Here is an 18,619-nt window from a genome sequence, read left to right on the forward strand (position 1 = left end):
CCNCCCNCAGGACGGTGGTAGCGGCCGATCGCCAACAGCCAGTCTTCGCCGGACGTGTGCTGCTCCTTCAGGATCTCAGCGGCGATGGCGAGGTTGCGATAGGGGTCCAGCAGGTCGCACGCGCTGGTGAAGCGGTGCTTGTGGTAACCGAGGTTGATCTGGCCCAGGCCTGCATCGATGCGCGTGTGGGGCGTGGCGCGCATTGCCTGTTGCAAGCCCGAGCAGGCGTCGGCGCGCGTGGCGAAGCGGCGCGACTGGCCGGCGACATTGAGGGACCACGGCCACGGGACGATGCGCCCGTTGCGCCGAACACCGCTCTCCTGCAAGGCCACGGCGAAGAGCACGGTCGAGGGGATGCCCGCCCGCTGTGCGGCGAGTTGGTAGGCCGGTGGTGGAACCTCCTGGGCATGGACGGCGCAGGCGCACAGGCCGGTAGCAAGCACCAGTGCGCGCAGGAGCTGCGAGACGGAGGTGGCCGCTACGGCTGACGCTGCCATTGGCCGTTCACCTCGCGCACAGCCGCGGGCAAGTCACCGGGCAGGCCCAGCGACAGCCAGCGGCCGCCGTCGTGGTTGAGGGTAATGCTGCCGCTGCGCACGCGCGCCGGGTCGATCTGCGCGCGCTTGGCCCAGTCGCGGATGCGTGCATCGTCCTGGCGGCTGCCCACCATATACAGGTCGAACTCGGCACCCGAGGATTGCAGGCGCTGCACGAGCTGCCCACAGGCCGCGCAGCCGTCCTTGACGAACACCGCCATTCGGCCGCTGCCGCGCGCGGTGCCGGCGCCCGGCCCGTCGTCGGGCAGGTTCACGCGCTGCATGCCGGGGTTCAGGCGCTGCCAGGCTTCGTCGTAGGCGCGTTGGTAGGCGAGCAACTTCTCGACGCGGCGTGCTTCGATTTGCACCTGCAGCTCTGCATAGCGCCGCCGTTCTTCGTCGGTCCGTGCCTCGATGCCTAGGGCAGACAGCGGGTCCAGGTTGGGCGAGTAGATTCCCAGCGGCCCATCCATCAGCTCGCGGTAACGCACCCATTCCTGGGGTTGGAGGCCCCAGTTGCTTGCTACTCGGTCGTCCAGGACGCGGGCGGCCAGCGGGCGCTCCTGGCTCTGCGCATTGCGAGCGGGAGCCGTGGCTGACTGCTGCGCCCACGCGGGCCACTGGACTGAAGCCAGTAGGAGTGCGGAAAGGATGATCGACGGCTTCATGTGGTGTGCTCCGATCAGGGAATCGCCACGCGACGGGTCTGGTCGCCGGCTTGGAACACCGCGGCGCTGCCATCGATTGCCTGCAAGCGCCATGGGCCGACCGCATCACCGGGCAGCAGCACCTGAAGCTGGTCGGGCGTGAAGTCCCCACTGCTCGGCGCGACGGACACGCTGCGCTGGCCGGCGCGCAGTTCGGCGCCGACGATGCGGAACGGCAATGGCGGCGGTTCAGACTTGGCGGCGGGCTTGCTCGATGTGCGCGGCTGGACGGGGGCTGCTGCACGCGCGGCGGTCTGGCGCGTCTTGATCTGCTCGATCTCCGCGCGCAGCGCCTGAAGGTCGTCGGCGGCTGCGTAGCCGCTCAGTGTTTTCTCAACCTGGGAAGCGCGTGCTTCCAGGATTTGGCGGGTGTCTTTGAGGTCCGCCGCCGTTGCGACGGCCGGACGCTGCTGGATGGTCTCGATGGCCTCGGCCAGGGCCACCGCCTGCGCTTCGAGGCGTTGCAGACGGGAATCGAGCCGTTCCTGGTCGGCCTGGTCGCTCATCGCCTGGTAGCCGAGGGCCACGATGACGCTTAGACCGAGCAGCCAGAGCCAGAGCATGCTTTGCACCACCACGGCGGCGGTCGGGCGACGCGAAGATTGCGGAGCGTTCACGGCTGGCCTCCTGGAGTGGAAGGCATCAGCGGGAAGGTCTGCACCGCATCGGCGGCGGTCGGTTCGGGCATGGGTTCGGCGGCCACGCTGTCGCCGGGCCGCTCGAAGCAAATCTGTCGTGCGCGGTCATCCGCGTGCAGTTCCCAGGCCGGACCAGCCAGGGTGAGCAGCGCATCGCGCAAGGTCATGGGACCGAGATGCAGGTGCGCCGCCGGGAGCGGCAGCTCATACAGCTCGATCACGGCATGCGCCGTTTGGCACAGGCTGTAGCCGCTGCGCTTGAGCACATGCCGCAGCCCATCGCCGACCGTGGCGCGGGCATCCTCGGGCATCGACACGTCGATGGTCTGCAACAGCAGGTCGCGCTGCGCCGCTGTAGGGGCCAGTTCGACCAGCGTGTAGCGGGCGTAGCGCACGACCGGGATGTACTCGGGCGCTTCGGGTTCGGGCGCGGCCGAGACTTCCTCGATGGTGTCGGGCGCGACCGGCGCAGTCGTCGTCGCGCAGCCACCGGCCAGCACCGACCAAAGCAGGCCGAAAAATCCCGCCAGCAGGCGGCGTTCGGGATGGTGAAACCAGGGTGGAGAGGGGCACATAGCTCGGCGTCCTGAAACATCGAGCCCTCACCATCGCCGCTCGGGCTACGAGCGGCAGCAAACAATGCGAACCAGACAGCGCCCGATTTGCCGGCAGCGCCTTCACCAAAGAAAGGCCCCAAGTTGGGGCCTGTGAAAATGGGTCTCTTATTTCTCGTCGTCGATGCCCATGCGCTCACGCATTTCGGCGAGGAACGCCTCGGGGGCCATCAGACCATAGCGTGCCAGGCGCACAGGGATGTCCTCCGCATCGAGGTTCCCATCTTCGATGCGCTGCCGCAGGAAATCCGCAATCTCGGCTTCCAGCTTCCGTTGGGTGTCGATGGCTTCGGACGGTTGGGTGTTGGTATTCATGGAAATCTCCTTGGGATGAAAAAAGCGCAGCCACGTCCACGGAGAACGTGGGCGTGGCTGCAAGGTGGGAACAACAGAAATGCCGGCGGCGCTAGGCCGGCTTGTGGCGTGGGAATCAGGCGGCGACCAGTTGCCGGGCCAGTGCGACCTCGACGGAATCACCATCCTGGTTCAGGACATCCAGCCCCGATTCGGGTACATCGCCCGAGGTGGACTGCGAGACCATGATCTTCTTGGCCATCAGTTCGAGGCATGTCATCTGCGAGGAACCGGCGTAGCCGAGATAGATCACGCGCACGGGGTGCTTCTGCCCGATGCGCCAGGAGCGGCGGGCCGCCTGCTGGAGCGAGTACACGTTGTAGCCCGACTGCATGAACACGATTGTCGGGAAATCCAACAGGTCCAATCCCGTCTTGACCAACTCGGGGTTGGTGATGAGCACGTCGATGCCACGATCCAGTTGCTCGGCAATCCAGTCCTCGCGGCGGCTTGCATCCACGCTCGCGCGCAGCACCGCCACCTTGAAACCTTCCTGCTCCAGCAGTACCTTCAGGCGCGACGTGGTGTCGCGCGTGCCGGTATAGACCGTGTAGGCGAGGACCTTGCGGCCCTGCGCCTTCTCCTGTTTGCAGATATCGATCAGCTCACGCTCCTTGGGGCTGATCTCGAACTCGTTGAACTGAGCCGGGACGAACGCCAAGGTGTTGCGCGTGCGCGGATGCACCACGGTTTCCGACCGGAAGCAGCAATCCGGCCAGGCCAGCAGCACGTTGAGGACCACACCCAGCAGAGTCGTATCGCGTCGCGCCAGAGCCTGTTTCAGCTCCGCGGTCAGCCGGCCCGCCAGATCGCGGTAGGCCGCGGCTTGCGCCGTGTCCATCGCGACTTCGCGGAACTCTTCGTCATACGGCGGCAGGACGTTGCCGCCGATGTCCTTGAGCTTGAGGAAGATCGTGAACGGCAGGATGCAGCGCAAGACGCCCTTGGGGCCGAAGCCCGGGGCTTTGACCGTGCGCACCGATACCTTGGTGCCCTTGGCCGTCTTGTGCGCCGTGCCGGCGCTCTCGGAGTAGATGTCCTTCAAGACCCCGTGATCGCGCATGAACGCCATCGCGGCCGAGGTCATGCTGCCGCTCGTGGTCGGGCGGTAGCCGTCTTCGATCATCCGCCCGGGAAGGGCTCGGAACAGCAGGTAGAACAGGTCGTCCCCGTAGCCGCCCATCAACGTGCCGGTCAGCAGCAAGGTTTTGCGAGCCTTCGCCGCCAGCACGCCCATGGCTTGGCCCTGGGCACTGCCGCCGTTCTTGTACTCGTGTGCCTCGTCGGCGATGAGCAGGTCGAACGTGCCTTGCGGCAGGTATCTCTTGATGAACTCGGACGGCTGATAGCCGCCCTCGCCAAACCCGAACTCCATGTTGGCCATCGCGCGTTCCATGCGCGTGGCCTGACGGTCGGAGAACACCAGTTCGCCGTTGCCGTCCATGAGGTTGATGAACTCATGGATGTTGTCGCCGAGCATCGAGGCCAGGAAGCCGTCGCCGAACTTCTGCATCAGCTTCTGCGCGGTGACTTCCCCGATGGTCGGGATGCGCTTCAAGGCTTTGAGGACGGCCGAGGACTGATCGCTGCCGGACAGGCTTCTCGGGCGGATCAGCGTCCACAGGGGGGCGGCGCAGTGGCTGCACTTCCTGCGGGATTCCTCGGCTTCGAGTTCGACCGGGTTGACCGGCTCGCCGTCGAGATCGGTGATGACCGTGCCGCAGTCCGGGCACGCTGCCACGTTGCCGTGGCGGGTACGCCGCTGAGTGAAGACAGGCTTCCAGTGGAACCCCATCCGCATCCTGACGCGCCCCAGGACAAAGAACTCCTGGCCCGTGGGCTGCACGCCCAACTGCTCGCGTAGCTTGATGAGCTTGACCAAGGTATCGGGGCCGTTGAGCACCCACACCTTGGCGCCTGCTACCGTCTCCTGGATCTCGCGCCGCCACTTGTAAACAAGGTGCGGCGGCGAAAGAACCAAGGTGCGGCGGTAGCCTTCGGCGTTGAGCACGGCGGCCGTGGCGATGCCGACGGTCGTCTTGCCGCAGCCCATTTCGCCATTGACGATCGCGGCATGTTCGCCACGGTCAATCAGCAGCTCGGCGGCGGCATGGACGACTTCGGCCTGGGCCTGGAACAGCTTGCGCTTGAGGCTGGCGACGATGAGCTGGCGATGTGCCTGCGGTTGGCCGGTATAGACCGGCGGATTAGCGCTGTTGAGGGCGTCGAGCAGTTCGTCGCCGAACTCGCCGACGAAATCCTGAAGGCTCAGGGTCAGAGGGGAAGATTCCGCATCGAGCAGTTCGCCCTGTACGGGCGCGGCTTCAGCGGCATTGGTTTCGAGATCGAGGGACATGGTGATGCTCCAAAGAAAATGGGGCATGCACCACCCCCAGTGGGGCAGTGGCATGCCCCGTGGTGGGAAGTAAATCGGCGCGTGGCCGAAGGTGGTTGAAGGTGCTGGCCTGGATGGCCAGCGGGTGAACCGTGCTCAGTCCTCGGACGGCAGAACGATGACGGTGGCGCGGCGCTCCGCGTCGGTAACGATGCGAATGGCCAGCCCCGGGTGGATCACGTAGTGCGATGCCAGCGAAGCACCTGATTGAAGCGCGGTGCTGTTGGCCTGCCATTGCTGGACGTTGACGTCGCCCCAGTCACCACGGGTGTGGCGCCTGAAGTACGGGATCGGGTCGAGGCGACCCGAGCGGACCAGGCGGTCAATGCCTTTGCTGAAGATAAGCGCCCCGATGGGGAACGCCAGCCTCTGGCAGTAGGTTTCGATGCGATGTGATGCCATGGGCTCCTCCTTGAAAGGTTATTGAGCCACGACACCCCTGGCGGAGTGAAGTGGCTCCGTCAGGTGGATGAGAATGACGATGTGGGGCCGTCAAATCAGATCTTGCTCCTCGGATAGCTGGACCACCGTGGTTTCATGGTCCTCGCTGGTCTTGACGATCAGTGCCAGGTCCGGCGTGATCCTGAACTGCGAGATCATTAGGTTGTCCTGTTGGATTGCGACGTTGTTGGCTTGGCGGGTGGCCTCGTCGATCTCGCCCCAGTCACCGCGCACGTGGCGCTGGACATAGGCCAAGGGGTCGATCAGGCCTTTGCGTGCCAACCAATGCACCTTCTCGCTCAACTTCAGCGTACCCGGTGCGAACAACGGTTGCTTCTGCGGCGCGGGCCGCTTGAACGGGTTTGCGAACATGGTGTTTCTCCTTCGATGTGGGAATAGCAGGACGGCAGCGCGTCCGGTGAGTCAGCGGATGGTCAACACCTCGCCCCGTGTCGCGGAGCCAGGCGTCATGTCCCACGCGCGGATGACGGGCACAAACTTGTCGGTGAGGATGCGGGTCTCGGCGATCGAGCCGTCTTCGCGTTCGGTGAATTCACGCTGGAGCGTCTTGTCCTTGTGGGTGTCACCTTTGACGACGAGCACGCGCCCGGTCTTGGAGCGCACAACCCCCGAGATCGCGCCCGCGGCCAGAGCCAGGGCGAGATGCCAGTGGGACAAAGCCCGCGCCGGTGGACGCAGCGACTGCTGCGCGGCCCCCAGGTGCGTGTCCAGCGACGGCCAGAGGCCTTGCAGCCTGCCAACCTCGTCGGCGAACTGCTCGGGCTCCATCGTCACGCGGAAGAAATGCTCCGGCTCGGCCGGACTGGCGGGGACGATGTACGGCAGGAACGGCCAATCGCTCGGCAGCTCCTCGGCTTCGACTTCGCCAAGCCCAACCTGCAGCAGCAGATTGCGCACGGCCTTGACGCCATCGGGAGCCTGTTCACGCTGTCGCACCCTTCGGCCGAAGATCACCACCTGCTTGAATTGCGTTTCCACCGCTCGGTAGATGCGCAGGTCCGTGTAGTGGCGTGTCAGCCAACCGACCAACTCCGCGTCGAGCACGTAGCCGGGGACGATGAAGACCAGCACGCCGCCGTACTGCAACAGCGACAGCGAACGCTGATAGAACAGCTTTTCGAGGCGGGCACGGCCCTGGCCTTGGTAGCCGATGTTGCCGTTGACGTCCTTGGACAGGTCGCCATACGGCGGGTTGAGCCAGAGCAACCCGAAGGATTGCTTGGAGACCATCGTGTCCATCAGGTCCGCGTGCAGGCAGTGATCGACCAGGCCGCGGGCATGACGTGCCCGCTCCGGGTCGAACTCGACGGCGAACGCCTTGGCCTGCTCGCGCCCGAGGGCATGGGCGGCTTCGGCGATCGCCACGCCTTCGCCGGCGCAGGGATCGAGGATGCACATCGGCCCGTCGCTGGGCATCAGTGCGTTGAGGGCTCTTTCGAGCGTGGGTTCGTCGGTCGGGTAGTAACCGTTCTTGGCGAAATTGCGGGCAAGCCGCGGGAACATGAGGGCCATGGAAGTCTCCTGGTTGGCGGGGAGGAATGGCGGAAGCACGCCAAGGCGTGCCTCCGCAGGTGGGTCAAGCCGCTACCGCTTCCGGCGTCCAAATCTTGGCCGGATACGGATAGGCGGTGAGTACGTCACTTCGGATCAGGGAACCCAGCGCCAGGGTCAGCGCCGGCACGTCGATGGCGAGCCGATGGCCTTCCAACGGCCCGAGGGCGAACGGAAGGCGGGCCAGCATCTCGCGGGTTTGCAGCAGTTCCAGCACGGTCTCGCGCCAGTGGTCGAGCAGCGGCAACGGGCAGGTGTCCCGCACCAGCATCCACAGGCGGTCAAGCCGGTGGGAGCTGTCGCGTGGCAGCAATGCCAGCGCGCTGGCGTTGGCCTTGTCGGGCTTCACGCAACGCCGGTCGAACAGCCACACGTTGGACAGCGAACCGAACAGCGTTCGCCGGTAGGCGCGGGTCATGCGCTTTTCCAGGCGATCGACGTTGCCGACGAACACCGGGACGCTGCCGCCCTGGTCGGTGATGACGTGGAACTGGTCCAGTCCTTGCTCGTCGCGCCCGAGGGTCAGGCGAGCGAGGAACTGCTGGACGGCGGTGTCGCGCGCCCAGATGGACAGGAAGATCAGGTTGCCCTGGTCATCGCCGACGCAGGCGTCGGCCATCACGTCCGGGCATTCGTCGATGCGGTACAGCGTGGAAGAAGTGTTTGCGGGCATGGTGGTGTCCTCGGATGAACGGGAACAGCACCGCCCGCCGGGGCAAGTACTGCCCCAGGGGGTGGAAGAAAATCGCTCAGTCCGGCTCGAACTGCCGGGTGTGCGGGTTGAAGTGAAGCGCCTCGTCCACCGCGGTGATCGGCGTGAAGCCGTCCAGGTAGATGTTGTTGAGGTACTGGTCGCGGTAGGTCAGCGCCTGCCGCGCCTGTTCCTCGGTAAGGCCGTTGCTGATGAAGTACTCCTGCATTTCCTCGTCGGAAGACACTTCGTCGTTGGACAAACTGCCTTCAACGAGTTTCAACAGTGAGGCGGGGAGCGCAGCCAGGATCGGGTCCATGTCGGTTCCTCCTGACTCAGGCCAACAGCGCCGCGGCGGGTGCCGTGGATGCCGTGGGGGTGCGCCGCCGCGCGTGGTAGGCGCGAACGCCTGCACGCCAGTCGGCGGACTGCTCCGGCGTCATGTCGAGGTAGCTCAACGGGCACGAGTAGTAGTACGGGTGCATGGACTCGTCCAAGGGCTTGTAGCCCCATTGGCTGCCGCTGCGCTCCAGAAGATCGCAGCGGATGTAGCGCAGGGACTGGCCCGGTGCGAGATCACGATGCACGCCTTCGGCCCTGGCCGTCACTTCCGCGACGGACCAGAGGACGTTGCCGCGCAGCGTGTGGGCGATGACCTTCACGCTGGCGCGCTCGGTCTCCTGCGGTGCGATCAGTTCCGCGATCAGTTCAGACCGCGATTGGGGAGAGAAATACCAGCCCATGAGAGGCCTCCTGAAGAATGTAGAGCCAGAGGCCTCCCCGTGGGGAAGAACCCCCAGCGGGTGATGGAATGCCGCGTGTGCGGCGATGGAATGCAGTGCGGGCTAGGAACCGCAACCGGCCGGGCAGCAACCCAGCGTGATCCCATGCGAACAGCAGCCGTTTTCAGCGAGCCAGTCCTGGGTTTCCTGCCGTTCGGCGGGTGTTGCGTAGTCCCATTCCTGGGTCGCGATTTCCAGCGCATGAACGCGCTGGCTTTCCGGCAATCGACTGGCTTGCGCGTCGATCTCCGAGCTGAAAAGCGTGACCCAGTGATCCCAGGACAGGCCGCAACCACGTTGGGCATGCTCGGCGGCCGTCTTGCAAACGGCGCGCCACGCGGTTTCGTCCAGCGCGGAACGGGGTGTATCGCAAGTGATGATGGACATGATGGAGACCTCCAGAAGAAAGCCGAGGCCACCCCCGCATGGGGAAGGAACCCCGGCGGGTGGATGAAGAACACCGCGGATGCGGTGTCTGCAATCACGCAGGTTGCAGTTCGGCCTGGCGGCTCCACTCCTGCGTCTTGAAGTCCAGCGCGTAGCCCAGTTCGCCCAGGCGGGCGATCTGCGCGCGCAGGGTGCGGCGGTCGATGGTCGAATCCAGCTTCACAGACTCGCCCAGCGGCCACAACAGGCCGAACAGCGCGGCGTCGCCATCCTCGGTGCTGCCGGGGGCAGCAGCCGCAGCAGGCGGCGCGTCCACGCCGAAGGGCGTGGTATCGACCAGCGGGTCCGCGGACGTCTGCACGGGTGCAGGTTTGGCGGACCTGGATGCCTTGGCGGGCTTGGCCGGCGTTGTCGCAGGCTGTGTCCCTTGCTCTTCATCGAGCGGATCGACTTCCTGCGGAGCAAAGCTATGTGCTTCGGCCTTGCTCAGCTTGTCGATGCCGAAAAGTGTCATACCGTCCAGGTTGGCGCGCATCTCGAAACGCATGCTGCCGTCGCTGATCGGATAGCCTTTGAGGAAGATGTAGCGAAGAACGAATTCCCCTTGGTACTTGCCCTCGGGGTATTGCTCCAACTCCGCGTCTTTAATCGTGAACTTGCCGAGTTGGCATTCGAGCTTGCCAACGTTGAACTTTCCGTTGCGGCCGTGAATGGTGCGCAGCGCGAGCTGGCCCGGGACGATGATGGGCGTGGCCGATTTCTCGGGTGCCGATGTGACTGCCATGATGCTTCTCCTTGAGGAATAGGAAAAAGGCAAGGCCCCGTGAGGGGCCATGCCGGATCAGAACGAAGCAGCCAATGCCGGCTCCTGCTCTTCGACTTCACCTGCGGGCTCGCGCTCGGCGGACTCGATAGGCTGGTCGGCAGCGGTGTCGGCGGCATCCTCGGCTTCGGGCGCGGGTGCGTCCTCGGCCTGCGGCGCCTCGGCTTGCGCCTGGCTCGTCGGATAGACCTGGGTGCCGTCGATCTTGATCAGACCGATGTGGATCAGCGTCGATTCCAGGCTCGCTCCCGGCTCCCCGGCGCGCTCACCCTTGGTGCGGATGTACGGATCGATCTTCATGTCGTTCAACTTGAAGGCGATCAGCACCTTGCGGTCCCCTTCGATGGCCTGCACGCACCGGCGAACCAGGTGCTCGGCTTCAGGGGTGGCGACGATGGTGTCGAAGTACCGATAGTCCGGTTCACCGACAGGCCCGGCCAGAGCCGCGACGCAGCACGACAGGAACGGATCGCCATCCTTGGGGGTGACGTCCTTCGGACGGCTGAGGTAGCCGATGCCGCGGGTGATCAGCTCGTGCTGCTTGATGGAAGCCAGTTCGGCCCGGTCAAGCGGCTCGGCCTTGAGCAGTCGCGCCTTGAGGGACGCGGCGGCTTCACCCTTGCGCTCGCCCTTGTCGCGGATGTACGCATCGCCCCACAGGTCGCCGAGGCGGAAGCGCACCAGCGGGCGCTGCTTGGGATCGTCAACGCCGATGTAGCGCTGGACGAGGTTCTTGGCCTCGGCACCCGAGACCTTGACGTCGAAGTAGCGGTAGCTGGGGTCCCTGGCGGGGCCGACCAGCGCGGCAACGGTGCATGCCAGGAAAGGCTGCGCACGGCGGCCGCCCCGGACAGGCACTTCACGGACACGCTGGATGTAGCCGATGCCCGAGGTGTGGAGGTCGAAATACGATTTCTCGTTGGACGTGGTGTTCATGGTGAATCTCCATAGGGAAGAAGCGGAGACACACCAGCCCCACGCATGCGGGGAAAGGTGCGTAACCCCGCGGTGGGTCGATAAGGCGAAAGCATCCGCCACCAGAGACTGGTGGCCGCTCGCGGATGGATGCGGTGCGAGCTGGCTCGGTCACGCAGTGGGAACTGCGACGCAACCTCGAAGACCGATGGTTGCCTGGCATGTCGCTGACAACGTCAGCAGGCATGGGGTCAGCATGGCCGGGCCTCGCGCGCGCGACAGCAATCAATCGGCATCCGGGCGCTTCCCATTTTTTCCAGGCTGCCCAGTTCCGCCCAAAAGAAAGCCCCCGAAATGGGGGCTTCAAGGGGTATGCGGACATTTTTGGACTACGCCGATTCCACCGCCGCCAGTGACAGATACGTAGCGGTGGCGGACAGCTCCAGATCATCTGAGCTTTGCAGAATGCGAGTGAAAACGCTGTCTTTCGGGTCGAAGAACTCGCCGAAATCGTCGCCGCCAAGCTCGGCGCGTGCCAGTTCCCACCAGTCATCGAACGGGTCGGTATCCGGGTTGCAGCCGACGGCATAGGCCAGCAGCTTCACGCGGCCATCGGGGCGGCGCTCTCCGCGCTCGGCGAGGAAGTACACGCCCTGGTCCTTGGCCAGGGCGACGCGGCATTGGTTGGCGATGGCCTCGGCAAGCACGGGGCGCAGGTCGGAGCCTCTGAATCGCAGTGACATGGTTGAAATCTCCTGTATGGATGAAGAAAAAAGCCCTCCACCGAAACGGATGGAAGGCTTGTGGGGCAGTCGCCGGTAGGCTGTGGACTGATCAGTCGTGCCGCTAGGCTTCCTGTCTGGCGCGTCAGGCTGGAACCGCCTGACGTTGACGAGAGGCTTTGGCGTCGATCACGCTCACGCCGATCAGGCGCCAGCGCCCGTCGTCGATGAGCCGCTCCAGCACTTCACCGAGCATGTCGAAATACACCTCGTCGTGCCTATCGATCAACTCACCGTCGCGGTGCAGCTCCACCACGTAGGTGTCGCCGCCACGGTCGTAGAGGATCGTCACCTGACCCTCGAACTTGGTGGTTGAGACCGTGAAGCTGATCGCCGGCGGGGTCTCGATGATCTTGGAGGGCTTGGGATCGACCCAGGCGAAGTCGCGGGCACCTGCATCGACCAGCATGTGGGTGATGCACCGGAACCCGTCGGGCGCGGGCATCTCCTCCAACTGCTCGATGAGTTGGCCCAGCTCCATGCACTGCGGCTCGGGAATTGGCAGCTTGGCGGGTGCTTTGCCAAGGATATGCCTCGTGATGGTGTAAGGCGTGCCATCCGAAGTCTTCTCGGTGACGACTTCCGGGGTGTCCGCGCGCAGCCCGTCGAAACGTCGCCGGGCGTAGGGTTGGACATGGACCTTGGCGCCCTCGCTGGGAACGGTGGTCACCAGGTTGGGATCGAGCACGGCGAACTCGGAAGGCTTGAGCTTGACGACGATGGCATCGTCGGTCGCGGAGACCACCTTGCCGTTGAAGGGCTGAGGGTCGATGGCGAAGCCCAACGTCGAGGACTGCGGCTGATCATCGAATACGCGGTATTTGAACGAACGCACGTTGCGAGGCATATGGCCCGCGACAAGCGAAGGCATCATGGATTTGATGAGGGAACGGTCCATGGGAATCTCCTTGAGGAAGAACAAGGGATTCCCCGCCCGCAAGGGAGAGGTCCCTTGTGGGTGGCGTGAACGGACGGGGTACGTCCATAGGAAGAAACGACCAGCACGGTTTCCCGCACTTGCAGCCTTGAAGGTCTCGGCTGCCAGGGCATGTGTCGGCAACGCCGACGAACATGGAGCAAGGATGGCTCTGGAATGGGCGGCCTGCCCGCAAGAAATCGCACAGCGTCGCACCCGCTTTCCTGCGCTGCGGACAAGAAAAAGCCCCTCGAAAGGGGCTTGGTTGGGTCAGGCTTCGTACACGAAGTAGTGCTCGCGCTGACGTGGGAAGAAGACATGCTTCCATGTATCGCCGCTGGTGTTGCCACCGTCGAAGACGACCATTTCGTAGTCGTCAATGTCGGTGTCCACCAGGTCGGCGCTGGCGATATGGCGCATGTGCAGCGTGCCGCTCATGCGCTCGAATACCAGGATCTGGCCGATGGCGTCGTCCTGGCCCATGGCATTGACGCAGGCGCCGAGCTGGTGCTCGAAGTCTGGCGTGCGCGAGATGAGGTCGGGGAACATGAGGTTGCTCCTATGAAAATGGATCAGCCCGGTTCCGGGAGGGAGACGGGCCGGTATGGGGGAGAACAAAGAGGAAGGATGTTGCGTCGAGCGGCTGCTAGGATTCGGCCAACGGCAGGCCCAACAGCACGGGTGCGTCGGCGTCGAGAATCAGGATGCGCACATCGGCCTGGCCAGCCAGTTCAATGACGTTCGCCAGGTCATCCGGCATACCCTTGCTTCGGTGCTCCTGGCGAAGCTGCTCCGCACTGATGCCCTCGGCGTGGTCCAGGTTCTTGTCCGTCCAGGGGGTGGAGATCAGCTTGATGCCGATCGCCGGGCTGTACGGAACCCGGAACGCGATGAACAGGAAGGCCTCCGGCGTGGCGAGGTCTGCCAGGTTGGCGAGGTATTGGCTGGTTTCCTCGCTTATGTGCGCGCTGCTGATTTCCCAGCACCGGCTGTAATAGCCGGTCTCGAAACTCAGGCGCTGTACGACCTCCCGCGCTGCCTCTGCCGAATAGGCGTCGCCGACGTGGATGGGGCGGCCGTCGAAGTCATCGCCATGGATGGCATAGACCACGGCGCCGATTACGCCTTCGCCGCTGACACCTTCTCCGGCATCGCATTCGGCCAGTACCTCGGCACTCACGGGTTCGGGACCATTCCTGACTACGGCGAAATCGCTGGTGACGATGCACGAGGATGAAATCATTTCCTCGTCGGAAAGGTGCTTTTGGCTCGGGTGGATGATTCGCCAGACATGCGGGCTTCCATCCTCGTAGCTGATGCACAGCGTGCGGACGATTTTCAGATTCCAGTATCCGCGGAGAAAGGGATTGGGTTTCAGGGACATGGGAACTCTCCAGATTTGAATAATGGAGCCAATCCCCGCCACCGGGAATTGGACCCGGTGGGTTGAAAGTGGAAAATGCGTCAGTCGGCGCTGATCGTTGACGTCTGAGCCAGCCGTTCGGCGATGCGATGGCGCACATTTAGGCGAAATTGCTCATCGGTGATGCCGGCAAGCAGGTTGGCGGCCTCCAGCGCGATCAACGCTGAGGCCTCTTCGATGTCGGCGGCCAGGATGGTGTTGCGCAGTTGATCGCCGAGTTGAAGCGCCTGCGAGGACGTTCTGAAGACCTGGACCTCGCGGCTCAGGTAGCAGCCGTTGCCGCCGAACTCGAATAGCCTTGGCTTGCTGCAATACCAGCAGCCCTCAAACTGTATGGCGGTCAGGTTATGGCCATCATCGAAGCGGGTAGCGATCAGAAGCAGGGCTTCCAGGTCCGCGCTGTCCTCGAAGTGGTGGTGCTCTATCAGGTTCTCCAGCTCCCCGTCCTGGTCAGCACCGAAGTGCGCGGCCAGCCGTTCAAGCAGAGGCGGAATCGACAACTCTTCGTCGTCGGGCATGGGGATTCCGAGTTGTGTGGCCAGGTTTTCCAGACCGTCCAGCACATCTGTCCAGCGTGGATCATTGGTCTCGGCGATCTGGGCGATGTAGGCCTGCCCATTGCCGGGATGGTTTTCGTCGAGCGCGAAGGCATCGAACAGTGCCTTGATGACGGGAGTAACGCGGTCGAGCACGAGAACGCCCGTGCCTTCGTAGTAGTTGTTTGCCATGCTGGCTCCTTTCGAGAAGAGCGGAGCCAGCCCCTGCGGACGATGGCATCCGCAGGGAATAGCCCAGGGCCGTTGGCGCCGGGCGATGGGGAAGAAAAATTGAGGGACATGGCCTTATGAGCGCATGTCCCTCACGGGAGGATCGAGAAGACAGTGGCGTGCCGGAGACCGACTCACCAACCGCTGTAGTTCACCAGCAGGTCGGCGATGACCTTGCGGCGTTCCAGATCGAGACCGTCGAAGTCCGACAGCCCGTGGAAGTGGCAGCGCTTGAGCATGGCACCGCCCTCGCGCGCGTTGTAGAAGCTGACCATGGCGGACAGGAACATGCGTTCGCCGCTGCTCAGGACGCCGAGGGCATCGTTGAGCCGCAGCATGTCGGGACGCAAATCCCACTTGGTGTTGGCCCGGTTCAGGCCTTCACGGGTGCCGTCGCCGAACCACTCGGGACCAGCAATCTCGACACCGCGCTTCCAGGCCTCGAAGAAGGCTTGGGGCGCGGCAGCGAAATGCTGCTCTTCCCGCATGATCTGATCGACGACTTCCCGCGGCAGTAGCTGGTTCATGATGTGATTTCTCCAGTTGGATCAGGGAATGGCGAGCTGGGACCAGCCGCCTCTTTCGAGGGCGCGTTGAGCCGCGGCATAGCTGCGGAAGTACTCGCGGGATTCCCGCGAAACGGGACCTTCGGTATCGCGCGTGCCGATGTAGTGGCCGGCGGCGCTTTGCAAGACTTCGAGCGGCAGGAACTTGCCGCAGTAGGTCAGGGCCAACTGGCCGAAAGAGGCTTGCTGGGACATGGACGGGCTCCTTGGAAAAGCGGGGCCTTGTCCCTCACGGGATGGCAGCTCCCGCACGCGGTTGATAAAAAGCATCAGCGTCACGGGGACGCTCATCCGCAGAATTGATGCGATGCGGACTGGTGGGTGACGCGGGAGAGACCCGCGGCAGCCTGGAACCCTGGCTGCTGGCATGTGCTGACGAATCAGCGAACATGCGGGCAGCTTCTTGCGAGGGCCGTGCTGCGTCAGTTGGAAAACCGCATCCGGCACAGCCCCGATTGATGGGCTCAGAGAAAAGAAAAGCCCCGCGTCGAGTGCGGGGCTGTCAGGAGGGTGCGGTGGTGCTGGGTCAGTCGGGCTTGTCGCCCAGGACATGCTGCTTCCACAGGTCGAATGCCTGCTCGGGCGGCAGCTCGGCGAGGATGACGATGGGCTGGGCCTGCCGGGCGCGCAGCGAAGCGAAGTACGACTTGCGGTCGGCGATGGCCTTGAGCTTGATGCCCTTGATGAACAGCAGTTTGCGGTCCTTGATGAACAGCACCTTGTTGCCGATGTCGCGGTTGAACGCGGCTCGCACCTTGCGTTCCGCGTGCATGGCATCGGCCAGCTCATCGACCAGGAAGTCGAGCGTCATGGCGATGTAATGAGGGTCTTCACCCTCGTGGCCCAGGTCGAGCGGCGCAGGCGGCAGGCCCTTGGCGAAGGCTTCGGCCTGCGCCAGCAGCGCCGCCTTGCCGTTGAGTGCGTGGAGGAACGTCGAGCCGCCGTGGCCGTCGTTGCGGGCCTCGGCGATGGGAATGCCGTCGAACACGATGGTCGCGGTGAAGCACAGCGTTTCCTCGCTGGCGAAGTCGGCCACCTTGAGGTTCTTCAGCGTGATGCGGTCTTGCTTGGTGATGGTTTCCATGGGAGATCCTGAAATCGACCGGGTGGCGACATGCCCCTAACGGGACGTGGCGACCATCCCGTGGGTTGGAGAAAGGAGGCATCGATGCCCCGGTGGGCAGCGTTCGCCGGTGAGATGCCGAAGCGAACTGGTGGGTGGCGTGGGCGGAACCCACGGCAGCCTTGACACCCTGGCTGCGGGCTGCTGCCGATACATCGGCAATGCAGGGAGAGAATGGCGCGGCCGGCAGGCTGCGTCGTCGATCAATCCGAATCGGTCAAGTCCGTCTTGTGCAGGCACTGCACCAGCCGGTTGCCCAGCCAAGCCATGCACGGGACGGCCATGGAGTTGCCAATCGCCTTGTAGCGCGGAGCGTCTGCGGCAGGCTTGCCGCGATACGGGATCAGCGTGTAGTCGTCGGGCATGCCCTGCAGCCGCTCGCACTCCATGGGCATCAGCCGCCGCACCCGCCATTGCGACCAGTCCGCTGCACCGGATTCATTCCAGTCGTAGCGGAAATGTGCCTCGAAGTCGGGGGCCAGGACATGGGGCTTGTCTGCGCCGCCGCCGCTGGTACGCAACGCCGCTGCAACGCTTCCGCCCAGTTCGGCGGCAAGACCCTGCGTCCGTCCCCGCAGGGCAACGCAGGCCACCATCGGCACACCGTAGCCCGGCTTGCCGTTGGACAGGACGGTGCAAGACACCTGTCCATGCCCCGACTCGAAGCGCACTTCGCCGCGGTTGTTCTGCGCGAAGGCGATGGCGGGTACGACGCCTGCGTTCGCATGGCTGTTGCGATGCCCGCCGGCACGCAGCGTCGGCGTCAGGTCGATCGTGGCGTCCGCGCCGCTGCCCTGGGCGGTGAAGGCGATGATCGGCACGCCCTTTCCCGTACCGTCCTCGCTGCTGCCCTTGCCGTTGTTGGCGGTGTCGAGGGTGTGGGCGATGCTGCCGGCGATGGACTGCACCATGAACGTCTCGGTGCGGATGTCGTGCTTGGGACCCGCGGCCATCAGGCATGCCGCAACATCGACGGGGCCGATGCCGCCGCTGAATCCGAACGTCGTCGTGACCTTGCCGTAGGGCTGGTTCAGTCCAGCGAATCCTGCGTATCCGCCTGCTGCAGCAGCACCCGATCCAGCAGCGCGGGCAGCTTCTTGCCACGGCGCGCGGCCCGCAGAAGAATCCCCGCGCAGGCCTGTGCGCTCAAAAAGTACTTCGGAGGGATCGAGGTCATCACCACCACATGCCACAAGAAACACGCGCTTGCGGCGTTGGGCGACACCGAAATATTGAGCGTCGAGCACGCGCCAGGCGATGCGGCGGCGGGGTCCAGACACACAACCAGCGTGCGCCCATTTTTCCCCTGGCGGCTGGAGCGCACGGCTTTCTCCGGCCAGTGCTCCCAGGAAATGCCCGAAGGCATTGCTGCGGTCGTTGAGGACGCCGGGGACGTTTTCCCAGACGAGCGTTGCCGGCGGGCGGCGGTCTTGGTGGCGGGTTTGGTCGATGGCATTTGCAAGCTCCACATAGGCAAGGGTCAAGGCGCCGCGCGGGTCGTTCAGCCCCTGGCGCGCGCCGGCAACGCTGAACGACTGGCACGGCGTGCCGCCGACCAGGATGNCGGGCGCCGGCACGATGCCGGCGCGCACCTGACGGGCGATCGCGGTCATGTCGCCCAGGTTGGGCACATGGGGGTAACGGTGGGCGAGCACGGCGCTCGGGAACGGCTCGATCTCGGCGAACCACGCGGCTTTGAGGCCGAGGGGTTGCCATGCGAGGCTCACGGCCTCGATGCCGCTGCACACGCTGCCGTACAGCAGTGGCGCGGCCTGGGGCGCACCGCGAAGGGTGCAAGGTTGCGGGTTCATGTCGGGTCTCCTGTTCGTGTGGCCCGGGGCGGGCCGGGACGTTGATAGGCAGGAGAAAGGCGCCGAAGGCCCTGCGGCCTTCGGCTCGGGAGGACAGAACCACCCGTGGGCTGGTGCAGGCCCGGTCGTCGCTAGAACCGTCTGCTCATCAGCAATCACACCCGGCGCATGTCGTGGTTCGCGCCGGCATCGTCTGGCGCACATCCGCGCACAAAGGGAGCCCGTTTTTGCGCCGGCGGGCACCGGCACCGAATACCGCTGACCACGAAGGGTCTCCGGGTGGCTCGCGCAGCTTGGCAAGCCACCGGGGGACCCTTCGCAGAGGCGGGAGAAATGCAGATCAGCAGAACGCGCAGGAGGCGGTTCGCGGAGAAGC

At 64.6% G+C, this 18,619-nt stretch carries 24 protein-coding genes and 1 pseudogene; all 25 read right to left on the bottom strand.

Going from position 1 to position 18,619, the window contains the following annotated elements; genetic code table 11:
- Positions 1–7: 7 nt before the first annotated feature.
- Positions 8–497 (bottom strand): transglycosylase SLT domain-containing protein (locus ACNAZS_RS11490; protein WP_415789294.1); only part of this gene is annotated, 490 nt, incomplete at its 3' end.
- The gene (locus ACNAZS_RS11495; RefSeq protein ID WP_009459680.1) at positions 479–1,204 is read right to left on the bottom strand and encodes a TIGR03759 family integrating conjugative element protein; all 726 of its coding nucleotides are present in this window, start codon (positions 1,202–1,204) and stop codon (positions 479–481) included. The genes ACNAZS_RS11490 and ACNAZS_RS11495, both read right to left, overlap by 19 nt.
- A gap of 14 nt (positions 1,205–1,218) precedes the next feature.
- Positions 1,219–1,860 carry a hypothetical protein gene (locus ACNAZS_RS11500; RefSeq protein ID WP_009459681.1) on the bottom strand — a complete coding sequence of 214 codons (642 nt, stop codon included), beginning with the start codon at positions 1,858–1,860 and terminating at the stop codon, positions 1,219–1,221.
- Complete coding sequence (pilL2, locus tag ACNAZS_RS11505) at positions 1,857–2,456, bottom strand: PFGI-1 class ICE element type IV pilus protein PilL2 (protein WP_009459682.1); 600 nt, start codon at positions 2,454–2,456, stop codon at positions 1,857–1,859. Before pilL2 ends, ACNAZS_RS11500 begins: the two co-directional genes overlap by 4 nt.
- A 147-nt stretch (positions 2,457–2,603) precedes the next feature.
- A complete protein-coding gene (locus tag ACNAZS_RS11510; RefSeq protein ID WP_009459683.1) occupies positions 2,604–2,810 on the bottom strand; it encodes a hypothetical protein in 207 nt (68 codons plus the stop codon).
- Positions 2,811–2,925: 115 nt separating this feature from the next.
- Positions 2,926–5,205 carry a helicase-related protein gene (locus tag ACNAZS_RS11515; RefSeq protein ID WP_019726337.1) on the bottom strand — a complete coding sequence of 760 codons (2,280 nt, stop codon included), beginning with the start codon at positions 5,203–5,205 and terminating at the stop codon, positions 2,926–2,928.
- A gap of 135 nt (positions 5,206–5,340) precedes the next feature.
- Positions 5,341–5,646 (bottom strand): hypothetical protein, encoded by a 306-nt coding sequence (locus ACNAZS_RS11520; protein ID WP_009459685.1) that lies wholly within the window; start codon positions 5,644–5,646, stop codon positions 5,341–5,343.
- A 90-nt stretch (positions 5,647–5,736) separates the two neighbouring features.
- Positions 5,737–6,057 carry a hypothetical protein gene (locus ACNAZS_RS11525; RefSeq protein WP_009459687.1) on the bottom strand — a complete coding sequence of 107 codons (321 nt, stop codon included), beginning with the start codon at positions 6,055–6,057 and terminating at the stop codon, positions 5,737–5,739.
- Positions 6,058–6,108: 51 nt separating this feature from the next.
- Entirely contained in the window at positions 6,109–7,257 is a 1,149-nt protein-coding gene (locus tag ACNAZS_RS11530) for a DUF6094 domain-containing protein (protein ID WP_219805742.1), read from the bottom strand.
- A 25-nt stretch (positions 7,258–7,282) separates the two neighbouring features.
- Positions 7,283–7,930, bottom strand: coding sequence for a hypothetical protein (locus tag ACNAZS_RS11535; RefSeq protein WP_019726336.1), 648 nt, complete (start codon positions 7,928–7,930; stop codon positions 7,283–7,285).
- A 76-nt stretch (positions 7,931–8,006) separates the two neighbouring features.
- The gene (locus tag ACNAZS_RS11540; protein WP_009459691.1) at positions 8,007–8,267 is read right to left on the bottom strand and encodes a hypothetical protein; all 261 of its coding nucleotides are present in this window, start codon (positions 8,265–8,267) and stop codon (positions 8,007–8,009) included.
- A 16-nt stretch (positions 8,268–8,283) separates the two neighbouring features.
- A complete protein-coding gene (locus tag ACNAZS_RS11545; protein WP_009459693.1) occupies positions 8,284–8,691 on the bottom strand; it encodes a hypothetical protein in 408 nt (135 codons plus the stop codon).
- 102 nt (positions 8,692–8,793) lie between these two features.
- Positions 8,794–9,117, bottom strand: coding sequence for a hypothetical protein (locus tag ACNAZS_RS11550; RefSeq protein WP_009459695.1), 324 nt, complete (start codon positions 9,115–9,117; stop codon positions 8,794–8,796).
- A gap of 94 nt (positions 9,118–9,211) precedes the next feature.
- Positions 9,212–9,901: a DUF3275 family protein gene (locus tag ACNAZS_RS11555; protein WP_009459697.1), complete on the bottom strand. Its 690-nt coding sequence runs from the start codon at positions 9,899–9,901 to the stop codon at positions 9,212–9,214.
- A 57-nt stretch (positions 9,902–9,958) separates the two neighbouring features.
- Positions 9,959–10,876: a DUF3577 domain-containing protein gene (locus ACNAZS_RS11560; RefSeq protein WP_009459698.1), complete on the bottom strand. Its 918-nt coding sequence runs from the start codon at positions 10,874–10,876 to the stop codon at positions 9,959–9,961.
- Positions 10,877–11,244: 368 nt separating this feature from the next.
- Entirely contained in the window at positions 11,245–11,598 is a 354-nt protein-coding gene (locus ACNAZS_RS11565; protein ID WP_009459699.1) for a DUF3085 domain-containing protein, read from the bottom strand.
- Positions 11,599–11,722: 124 nt separating this feature from the next.
- On the bottom strand, positions 11,723–12,535 hold the full coding sequence (locus ACNAZS_RS11570; RefSeq protein WP_019726335.1) for a hypothetical protein: 813 nt from the start codon (positions 12,533–12,535) through the stop codon (positions 11,723–11,725).
- A gap of 288 nt (positions 12,536–12,823) precedes the next feature.
- A complete protein-coding gene (locus ACNAZS_RS11575) occupies positions 12,824–13,102 on the bottom strand; it encodes a hypothetical protein (protein ID WP_009459701.1) in 279 nt (92 codons plus the stop codon).
- Positions 13,103–13,199: 97 nt separating this feature from the next.
- On the bottom strand, positions 13,200–13,937 hold the full coding sequence (locus ACNAZS_RS11580) for a DUF5983 family protein (RefSeq protein ID WP_009459707.1): 738 nt from the start codon (positions 13,935–13,937) through the stop codon (positions 13,200–13,202).
- A gap of 80 nt (positions 13,938–14,017) precedes the next feature.
- Positions 14,018–14,704, bottom strand: a complete 687-nt coding sequence (locus tag ACNAZS_RS11585) for a hypothetical protein (RefSeq protein ID WP_009459708.1) — start codon at positions 14,702–14,704, stop codon at positions 14,018–14,020.
- A gap of 173 nt (positions 14,705–14,877) precedes the next feature.
- Positions 14,878–15,270, bottom strand: coding sequence for a hypothetical protein (locus ACNAZS_RS11590; RefSeq protein WP_009459709.1), 393 nt, complete (start codon positions 15,268–15,270; stop codon positions 14,878–14,880).
- Positions 15,271–15,291: 21 nt separating this feature from the next.
- Entirely contained in the window at positions 15,292–15,504 is a 213-nt protein-coding gene (locus ACNAZS_RS11595; RefSeq protein ID WP_003290186.1) for a hypothetical protein, read from the bottom strand.
- A 331-nt stretch (positions 15,505–15,835) separates the two neighbouring features.
- Positions 15,836–16,393, bottom strand: coding sequence for a hypothetical protein (locus tag ACNAZS_RS11600; protein ID WP_009459715.1), 558 nt, complete (start codon positions 16,391–16,393; stop codon positions 15,836–15,838).
- Positions 16,394–16,635: 242 nt separating this feature from the next.
- Positions 16,636–17,995: DNA cytosine methyltransferase (locus ACNAZS_RS11605; protein WP_415789303.1), on the bottom strand; the 1,360-nt coding region annotated here is incomplete at its 5' end.
- A 1-nt stretch (position 17,996) separates the two neighbouring features.
- Positions 17,997–18,447 (bottom strand): annotated as a pseudogene (locus ACNAZS_RS26745) (hypothetical protein); the annotation flags it as partial.
- Between the last annotated feature and the right edge of the window lie 172 nt (positions 18,448–18,619).

The sequence above is a fragment of the Bordetella tumulicola genome, from assembly GCF_965138755.1.
Taxonomy (GTDB): Bacteria; Pseudomonadota; Gammaproteobacteria; order Burkholderiales; family Burkholderiaceae_B; genus Bordetella_A; species Bordetella_A tumulicola.